The following is a 7,298-nucleotide window of genomic DNA, read 5'->3' as shown; positions in this document are numbered from 1 at the left end:
GGAAAGCTTCTCCGCTTGGGTTCCCTTAGGCTGTTCTCAACACCAATAGCTATTGGAGGCCACGGTGATGACCTGCCCGCACAGCCTAACTACCGAAGCACGAAATACCCCGGTATCCAGCCGTACCTTATTGACGCCTCGACTCAAGGGCATGGTGCTGTTGCTCTTGGCGATTCTGGTGTGGGGCGCGAACTGGCCGGTGATGAAGGCAGGACTTGGCCACGTCACACCCCTCTGGTTCTCAGCCAGCCGCTTCGCACTGGGCGCCTTGTGCCTGTTCCTTCTGCAGCTGCTGACCGGCACCCTCTATCGACCCAGCCGAGGCGACGTGCCGCTCCTGCTTAGCGTCGGGCTCCTGCAGATGCTCGCCTTCACACTGCTCGGCGCGCTGGCCATGACCGATATCCCGGTGGGCCGCTCGGCCGTACTCGCCTACACCACCCCGCTGTGGGTGACGCCACTGGCAGTGCTCGTCTTTCGTGAGCGGCTGGTCCCTCGTCAGCTCCTCGGCGCCGCACTCGGTATGTTCGGCGTAGCCGTCTTGTTCAATCCGCTGGCACTTGATTGGCACAATGCGAACCTGGTGCGCGCCAACCTGATGTTGCTTATCGCCTCGGCTTGCTGGGCGCTGTGCATCCTGCATCTGAGCTACGCCAAAGTTCGCGCCACGGCCTACCAGCTCGCGCCCTGGCAAATGCTCGTCGCTACGGCTCCTTTATTGGCACTCGCGCGAATCGTCGAAGGGCCGTTCACAGGCGATGGCTCGGTGGCGTTCTGGCAGATCATCCTGTTCGTCGGCCCGCTGGCTACTGCCTTCTGCTTCTGCGCCGTGAACGCTGCAAGCATGTGGTTGCCGGCGACCAGCATGTCGCTGGCCATGCTGGGCGTACCCCTGGTGGGCTTGATGAGTTCGGTGTTCTGGCTCGGTGAGACCTTGAGTGCCAGTCTCATAGCGGGAGTACTTGCGATCTCTGCGGGAATTCTCCTTGCGATCGTGAAGACACGGGCCAAGGCTACATCGTGAAGCTTATCTCACTGTTATGAGCGCTTCGCCTACCTGCAGAGCGGCCGCTTTCGGCCAATAGCGGACGATTGGCTGGCAGGTATGCATCGCTATGTCCCCAGGCCTTGGGGAAATAGCTCGGGGTTTGAGAAAGCCTGCTTAAGATGGTCGTACACCAATCGCACCCGCTTCGATACAGGGCCCTGCTGCGGGCGGTATATGAACAGATCCCATGGCGCTGGAGCGAGATCAGCCAAAACAGAAACCAGCTTGCCTGACCGCAGATGGGGCTCAGCCAGATAGGCAGGAATTTGGCCAAAGCACATGCCTGCCAGGGTGGCTTCCAGTTCCGTGTCAGGATCATCACAGATAAGAGCTGGCTGCCTGGGCGTGAATGTTTGCCCGTCGGCAAATAGCCAAGGCCAAGGGCGACCATTTTTCTGGTCGATCAGGACTGAAAGTGGCAGCTGAGCCAAGGCATCCAGAGATCTAGGTATTGTCTTTTGCTCTATTAGCGCCGGGCTTGCGACAACGTAAAACGGCACGGGAGCTAAGGCCCGTGCGACGTAGCGCCGGTCGCGAATAACACCCACCCTGATGCCAATATCGATATGCGCCTCAACGGCATCGGTCATCTGATCTTCCAGGCGGAGATCGAATTGCAGGTCTGGATGTGCTGAGGCCAAGGGCTGAAGAAACGGTATTAAGAAGCGCCTGCCAATAGCATGTGGAGCCGTGATTCCCACCCTCCCTGACAGCTCAGGTTCCATCCTGTGCGACCGGAATAGCGTGTCGAAATGCTCCAGAGCTGATCTGACATCTTTGGCGTAATCCTGACCGAAAGCAGTGATGCTCATCTGGCGGGTATTACGGTGAAACAGCGATTCGCCAAGCTCCGTTTCCAGGGCTTGAATGGCTCGGGTAACCCCTTGCGGGGAGATACCTAATCGGGTTGCCGCTTCGCGGAAGCTACCTGCCTCTGCTGCTGTGCAAAAAATCCTGACCATCTCCATGCGGTTAAGCATGTTGCCCTCCCATTTATTCCATATTCAGGAATAGCTCAATCCAATCATTTCCATTTATTGAGATCAATCATCGGACTAAGGTTTGCGCACTGCCAGGTTAACCAGCCATGGCGAAGTACAAACCCGCCGATGAGGTTCTCAACATGAGCAATAACATTTCTGGAAAAGTTGTCTTTATCACCGGCGCCAGCAGTGGCTTGGGTGAAGCGACTGCACGCCACCTTGCTGCGCTTGGCGCGCGCGTAGTGCTGGCCGCACGCCGCAAAGATAAACTCGACGCATTGGTGACTGAGCTGACCAATGCAGGTGGTCAGGCAATCGCGTATCAGACCGATGTCACCTCTCAGGAAGAGGTCAAAACGCTCATTCAAGGTGCCGTGGACCCTACGGGCGCATTGATGTACTGGTCAACAATGCCGGGCTGATGGCGATTGCACCGCTCAGTGATGCTCGCACTGACGAGTGGGATCGCATGATCGACATCAACATCAAGGGGCTGTTGTACGGAGTCGCGGCTGCATTGCCGGTCTTCCAGAAACAAAACAGTGGCCACTTCATCAACATCGCATCGGTTGCAGGCCTGAAGGTATTCAGCCCTGGCGGCACGGTGTACAGCGGCACCAAGTTTGCTGTGCGGGCCATCTCCGAAGGACTGCGTCACGAAGCCGGTGGCAGCATTCGCACCACGACTATCGAACCGGGTGCCGTGGACTCCGAGTTGAAATTCGACAGCTCCCACCAACAGAGCCGCGATTTCGTGGTGGACTTCTACAAGCAAGCAATTCCCGCTCAATCCGTCGCTCGGGCTATCGCCTTCGCAATTGAGCAGCCTGCTGAAGTGGATATTAACGAGATCGTTCTGCGCCCAACCGTGCAGGAATTCTAATTGGCTGGCGTCGTTGAGGCAGTGGGCGAAGGCGTTACTCAATTCCAAGTTGGGGATGAGGTGTATGGTCTGACTGGCGGTGTGCGTGGATTGCAGGGATCTCTAGCCCAGTACGCGGCAGTCGATGCAAATTTGTTAGCCATCAAGCCCAGAAATCTAAGCATGCGCGAAGCGGCAGCTCTGCCACTGGTGACGCTGACTGCATGGGAAGGCCTAGTAGATAAAGCAGCTGTGAAAGCGGGTGACCGCGTTTTGGTTCATGGTGGCGCTGGCGGAGTCGGGCATGTGGCCGTACAACTCGCCAAAGTGTTTGGTGCGGATGTTTATGCAACCGTGTCCCCGGCGAAGCAATCAATCATCGAGTCCTACGGGGCAACGTCCATCGATTATCAAAGCGTTGGGCATCAAGGAATTCGTCAATCACAAGCTGATTAGCGTCATCGATATTGACGCGCCGTTCTAACTTCATCTGCACATCAACGCAAACATCAATACCTGATGCAACCAGCCTCCTTGATGAAAAAATCAAGGGAGCTGGCTGCATAGGCAACCCTGACGCGAAGCACGGCGCGCTCCCAGCTGATCCAGAAGTGAGCTGCAAGGACGTGGAACCATGCGTACGTGCCGGAAGCAATATTAGCATATTGACATATGTGAATATCGGAAATAGTCTACCCATAACCGCGCTAGAAACCCCAGGAGGTAGTCCCATGAAAGATTCCAGCGATACCCATCCGAATCACCTTCCCGACAGCAGCTACGGCCTGTTTATTGACAACCAGTGAGTTTCGGACGAATACGGTGAAGCCCTCGACATTATCAACATCAACGCCACAGCTGCCGATGTCGCCCGCGCGGTGCAGGGCGCACAGCGCGCCTTCGTGACCTGGACCGCTCGGACTCTTCCGACCTCGTTGATCCATATTTCTTGACCTATTACATCGACTATTTTAGATATGCAGGTAAACAAAATGGCACAATCAGAACTTTTCAAAACCACTCAGCTGGGCCCATACACCCTCAAGAACCGTATCGTTCTGCCGCCACTGACGCGTTCGCGCAGCTCCCAACCCGGCAATATTGCGAACGACCTGATGGCCACATATTACCGTCAGCGCAGCGGTGCTGGCTTCATGGTGACCGAGGGCACACAGATCGAACCCCGAGGACAGGGTTATGCCTGGACACCCGGCATTCATAGCCCGGAACAGATACAAGGCTGGCGTAAGGTCACCGACGCTGTTCACGCCGAAGGGGGGGTGATCTTTGCTCAACTTTGGCATGTAGGCCGCGTGTCGCACACATCGCTGCAACCCGGTGGTGAAGCGCCCGTCGCGCCGTCAGCCATACGCGCGGACAACGTCAAGGTGTTCATCGAAACTGGCCCCGGCACGGGTACACTGACCGACCCTTCGACCCCACGAGCTCTGTCCACCGAGGAGGTAAAGGAACTGGTTGAGCTCTACGCCCAAGCAGCCCGAAATGCTCTGGAAGCAGGTTTTGACGGGGTGGAGCTTCACTGCGCGAACGGGTACCTGGTAAACCAGTTCATTTCGGCCCATACCAACCAGCGTGATGATGAATATGGCGGTTCGCTGCAGAATCGTCTTCGCTTCCTGCGCGAAATCACCCTCGCCGTTGCTGGTGTTGTCGGCAAGGAGCGCGTTGGCGTTCGCTTCGCCCCGCTGTTCGCGACCACAGACGAAGACCGCGTCTACCTTGGTCTGGTCGAAGAAGACCCTCATCAAACCTACATCGAGGCAGTGAAGATCCTCGAGGAAGTGGGCATTGCCTACCTGTCGCTCGCCGAAGCCGATTGGGAAAACGCACCCGAGCTGCCTGAGACGTTCCGGGAAGCTGTTCGTAAGACCTTCAGCGGCAAGATTATCTATGCCGGCAAGTACACCGCTGAACGAGCAAATCGCGTGATAAAAGCTGGCTGGGGCGACCTGATCGCTTTTGGCCGCCCCTTCATTGCGAACCCCGACCTGCCCGCTCGTATCGCCAACAACTGGCCGCTTAACCCAGTTGATCCAAGCAGCATGTACGGCGGTACCGATAAGGGCTACACCGACTACCCGACTTACAAATCCTAAACGCTCAGAGCCACGCCCCATAACTAAGGGGCGTGGCTCAGCGTTTGCTGACCGAGGAAGTTAAGCATGTACCAACCGAGCACGACTCCCTACCAAGAGCATAGGGGATTCAAACGGACCTTCAGGCAGGGTCATCTAAGCCTTGGGCTGTTCTTTCCCCTGGAGGCTTTCGAGGGTGACACACCGCGCATGCTGGATCAGGTCGCGCTGGCCAAACGTGCAGAGGCACTAGGTTTTTCGGCGCTCTGGTTTCGCGACGTCCCGCTCAGGGACCCAAGCTTCGGTGATGTCGGCCAAGTTTTCGACCCTTGGGTGTATCTGGGCTACATGGCAGCCCATACAACAAAAATCGCACTAGGCACCGCCTCCATCGCCCTTACTTTGCGTAACCCCTTGCACACGGCAAAGGCCGCAGCGAGCATTGATCAGTTGAGCGGAGGTCGTTTGCTCCTGGGAGTAGCCTCTGGCGATCGGCCCGTGGAGTTTCCCGCATTCAGCGTTGATCTAGAAAAGCGTGGCGAGACCTTTCAAGAAAACCTCAATGTGATACGCCAAGCCCATCGAACACACTTCGAGCCCATTCGCTGGAGTCACGGCGAGTTACTGGGGGCCGATCTCGTTCCCAAACCTACGACTCGGGAAATACCGCTATTCGTAACCGGACACAGCCGCCAGTCGCTCGATTGGATCGCGCGTGAAAGCCATGGATGGATCAACTATCCACGTCCGCCAAAAATACAGCGACTCATCGTGGATGATTGGCGACAGGAAACGGCTAAACAATGTGGCACTATCTACAAGCCGTTCTTGCAATCGCTGTATATCGACCTGGACGAACACCCATCCACGCCGCCCTCGCCTATCCATCTAGGATTCCGACTGGGACGTAACCACCTGCGGGCCTTGCTGGATACACTTCAGGAAATCGGTGTAGATCACGTCATCCTGAACCTCAAGTATGGTAAACGCCCCGCAGCAGAGGTTATCGAGGAAATTGGCAAGCATATCGTCCCGCAATTCGGCGCACAGGTGCCCGATAGTTCTACCTGACAGGACAATAGGATTCCAGTCCAAACCAGCCCGTCATTGCGACGGGCTGGCGCGCAGAGATCATGGCGAAGCCTTCCAATTTGATGCGCGAATCAGGAAGATATCTAGATATCGAAAAAAACAGGTCTCAAAAAATTCATGACTATTGACGTCAACGAAGCCCTGAAAGCATTGGCGAACCCGACGCGCCTTGCCATCCTCAATTGGCTCAAGGATCCCAGGACAGTCTTTCCCGAGCAGGAAGTCGACCCAGAAACGGTAGGCGTGTGCGTCAGTATCATCCAAGAGCGCACGGGCCTCTCTCAGTCAACGACATCGCTTTATCTCGCAGCTCTACAGCGCGCGCAATTGGTGACATCGCAGCGGATCGGCCCCTGGACCTACTACAAACGCCACAATGAGAATATCGATGCCTTCTTCAAGGCGCTGCAAGAAAGAATCTAGGACTGCACACCCTTGTATTTCTGACCGATTTCAGTCTTTGCCGATGTCAAAAACAGCAATCTGACCAAATAACGATCAGATCATCCGAAGCTTCGAGTGATCGAACAGCATTACCAGTGATGCTGTGCGCGGAAAAAACGCTTCTATAGCAAAACTGCCACTTGACAACGCTGAAACCAGGGGATTTACACGCAAAAGACAGCACACTCCAGAGAAGGACGCGAAGCCCTTCAAGTGCTCTTCTACGGCCAACCTTCTTTAGGGGGCAGCCGCCACGGCGTCGACATCCCACGCCAGCCCCTGGCGCGTTGGGTGATCCAAAGTGGCGAGCAACTGCAACCGTTGCTCAACCTGATGCGCGACAAGCTGCTGGACTACCCCGTGTTGCACTGCGACGAAACGCGCTTGCAGGTGCTGCATGAACCGGGACGAGACCCCTCGGCACAATCCTGGATGTGGGTGCAAAGCGGTGGGCCGCCGGACAAGCCGGTGATCCTTTTCGACTACACAGCCAGCCGCGCGCAGGAGGTGCCGCTACGCCTGCTCGATGGCTACCGCGGCTACCTGATGACCGACGACTACGCCGGTTACAACGCCGTGGCTGCACGCGACGGCATCGAACGCCTGGGCTGCTGGGCGCATGCGCGACGCAAGTTCGTCGAAACCCAAAAAGGTGCAGCCCAAGGGCAAGACTGGGCGTGCCGACGTGGCGCTGAGCCTGATCAACAAGCTCTACGGCATCGAGCGTGACCTGAAGGACGCTGGCCATTCCAGCGGGTTCCCCATTGACGCTG

Annotated in this window: 6 protein-coding genes and 2 pseudogenes; 7 read left to right on the top strand and 1 reads right to left on the bottom strand. The window is 56.6% G+C overall.

Annotation, left to right across the window (positions count from 1 at the left end):
* Positions 1-67 precede the first annotated feature (67 nt).
* Positions 68-1,024 (top strand): DMT family transporter, encoded by a 957-nt coding sequence (locus ACW4TB_RS25795; protein WP_455828620.1) that lies wholly within the window; start codon positions 68-70, stop codon positions 1,022-1,024.
* A gap of 89 nt (positions 1,025-1,113) precedes the next feature.
* On the opposite strand, the gene ACW4TB_RS25790 is transcribed toward ACW4TB_RS25795, so the two are convergent.
* Positions 1,114-2,028, bottom strand: a complete 915-nt coding sequence (locus ACW4TB_RS25790) for a LysR family transcriptional regulator (protein WP_455828621.1) — start codon at positions 2,026-2,028, stop codon at positions 1,114-1,116.
* 143 nt (positions 2,029-2,171) lie between these two features.
* Between ACW4TB_RS25790 and ACW4TB_RS25785 the strand changes: the two are divergent.
* The 6 genes and pseudogenes from ACW4TB_RS25785 to ACW4TB_RS25760 form a co-directional block, all read left to right on the top strand.
* Positions 2,172-2,914: pseudogene (locus ACW4TB_RS25785) on the top strand (SDR family oxidoreductase).
* Complete coding sequence (locus ACW4TB_RS25780) at positions 2,915-3,349, top strand: alcohol dehydrogenase catalytic domain-containing protein (RefSeq protein ID WP_455843107.1); 435 nt, start codon at positions 2,915-2,917, stop codon at positions 3,347-3,349.
* A gap of 536 nt (positions 3,350-3,885) precedes the next feature.
* On the top strand, positions 3,886-5,010 hold the full coding sequence (locus ACW4TB_RS25775) for an alkene reductase (RefSeq protein ID WP_455828623.1): 1,125 nt from the start codon (positions 3,886-3,888) through the stop codon (positions 5,008-5,010).
* A 66-nt stretch (positions 5,011-5,076) separates the two neighbouring features.
* Positions 5,077-6,060, top strand: coding sequence for an LLM class oxidoreductase (locus ACW4TB_RS25770; protein ID WP_455828625.1), 984 nt, complete (start codon positions 5,077-5,079; stop codon positions 6,058-6,060).
* A 138-nt stretch (positions 6,061-6,198) separates the two neighbouring features.
* Positions 6,199-6,504 carry an ArsR/SmtB family transcription factor gene (locus ACW4TB_RS25765; RefSeq protein ID WP_138300408.1) on the top strand — a complete coding sequence of 102 codons (306 nt, stop codon included), beginning with the start codon at positions 6,199-6,201 and terminating at the stop codon, positions 6,502-6,504.
* A gap of 267 nt (positions 6,505-6,771) precedes the next feature.
* Positions 6,772-7,267 (top strand): annotated as a pseudogene (locus tag ACW4TB_RS25760) (IS66 family transposase); the annotation flags it as partial.
* Positions 7,268-7,298 lie beyond the last annotated feature (31 nt).

The sequence above is a fragment of the Lelliottia jeotgali genome, assembly GCF_977070485.1.
The sequence above is the reverse complement of the archived record's forward strand: the minus strand, read 5'-3'. Positions and strand labels throughout refer to the sequence as shown.